Raw genomic sequence first — 1,931 nt, forward strand, 5'->3', positions numbered from 1 at the left:
GCGATCGGGGTGCACGCGGCCGGACACCAGCGGACGACGGCGGACGCGACTGCCAGCGTCTGGCGCGGAGGGATGCAGGTAGATGCCGCCTGCTTGTCGCCTGGGGGTCAAGGAGTCTGCCGGGCCAACAGGAGCGTCGCTTCAACGCGCGGGATAGAGACTGCGGGGGCCGTCGACGTGCCGCGACAACGCCACCGCCTCCCGGCCTGGGGACACCTCCGACGGGCCACCGATCTTGAGACGCCGCGGGAGCCGCCCCGACCGGCCAATGCTCCGTCATTCGTGCATGCCGACAGCGGCGAGGCTTCACTCATCGGGCAGAGCCGCGTGCCGCGCTTTGAACGCCCGATCAGCGACGGCCCGATGCGGATGCCCTACCAGAGCCGGCTGCATGGCGAAGATTCCGGTGACGGCGTGCGGATTCCCGAGTTCGGCTCGGTCGCTGAGGACTCAGGTCTGGGCGGACGTGACCGTTGGCCGGTACTTCACCAGTACGCCTTGTCGGTCCATGGTTGGAAGTCGGTGAACTCCAGCGGATCGTCGAGTGGATCGAGGTGGGGGAACTCGCGGGCGGCTGGCTGGCCCCGCAGCCAGCTGAGCAGGAGGTCGATGAGCGTGCCCGTCAGCGGCGGGCCCTGTTCGTGATGGCGGGGTTCGACGATGAGTGGCCAACGGTCGGGCTCACCCTCGGTCAGCCAGCCGAGGCTGTCGCCGTCGATGGAGCTCGCGAACGGCAGGAACCCGCCGGGCTCCGGCCAGATGGGCAGCGGATGGTACTCGGGGAACTGGTCGCGCAGGTCCCGATACCACCCGAGCCGCTCCTGCGCGTAGGCGGCGAGGGTTGCGCCTGAACGCAGCGGTGTGGCGAACCTCAGCCAGTTCGACCAGATGCCGGCACCGTAGAGGTCCATGAGGGCGACATATTCGGTCGGCAGGGGGGTGCCGAGCTCGGCGAATAGGTCGTCCCATCTGCCGTCGCCGAGGCACGGCGCCTCGGGTGGGGGCACGAGCAGGCGCAATGTGTCCAGCCCGCTGCCTGCGATGAGCGCCTCGCGTTGCAACTGCTCAGGCACCAGGCGCGGTTTGGGCACCGGCGGAGCCCAGGCGCCGGCGTCGGACAGGAATGCGGTCCGGCGTGCACTCGCTGGCAGCGGGCCCAGGCTGCCACCGCCGGGCAGGTCCAGGCTGGTTTGTACCAGCGCGGTCAGCGTGTCCAGCAGCGACGTCCCGAAGCCGCGCCACGGATTGACGCCAGCATGCACGGCGTCCGCGTGGAATATCACCACGGGCCACTCGTCCGGGTTGTCGGAGGCGGAGGTGTCCCAGAACAGCAGGTCTGATCGTCGGGTCGTGCCCCAGGCGAGTAGGCCGTCGGCGGCCGGGTGGAACGCGGGCGGCTCGTGCGGCGGGACCATCCGGGACGAGATCCGCGCCCACCGGTGGTTCTCGCGTAGCCAGGTGCCGTAGTCGAACCGGTCCGCCTGGGCGCAGGGGACATGGAGCCAGATGTATTCGCCGATGTCCAGCGGCCCGTACGCCGACGCGATCGCCTTGTAGTCGGCGGGCACCTGCAGGTCGAGCCACGACTCCACCACCGCCCAGTCGATGGGAATTGGCGGGCTTTGCGGCGGAGGGCCGAACTGGTCAGCGAAGCGCGAGCAGTCCACAGCCAGGCATCATGCCAGCATCCACCGACGCAGCGTGGTGAACCTGGTCAGCGGCGCCGTGCCACGTCACACCGTCCAGGTCGACTGGGGCCGAGTGAGCGCCGAACACCGCCGTGGCAACGGACGAAGCTCTGGCACGAGCACCTTGATGCGGCAGATGCGTGCGCCTTCCCGCGAGTCCCCTCGTAGAGCCCCGGGTAGGGCCGCCACAAAGTGGCATCTCCCGCTCCAAAGCGACACGGTTCAAAGGGCGCTGGACGAGAA

General features: G+C 69.4%; 1 protein-coding gene. It reads right to left on the minus strand.

Features of this window, described 5'->3' with window-relative positions:
• Positions 1-485: 485 nt before the first annotated feature.
• Positions 486-1,595: an SMI1/KNR4 family protein gene (locus FXF52_RS40915; RefSeq protein WP_222870961.1), complete on the minus strand. Its 1,110-nt coding sequence runs from the start codon at positions 1,593-1,595 to the stop codon at positions 486-488.
• Between the last annotated feature and the right edge of the window lie 336 nt (positions 1,596-1,931).

The sequence above is a fragment of the Micromonospora sp. MP36 genome (assembly GCF_008119785.1).
Lineage (GTDB): Bacteria > Actinomycetota > Actinomycetes > Mycobacteriales > Micromonosporaceae > Micromonospora.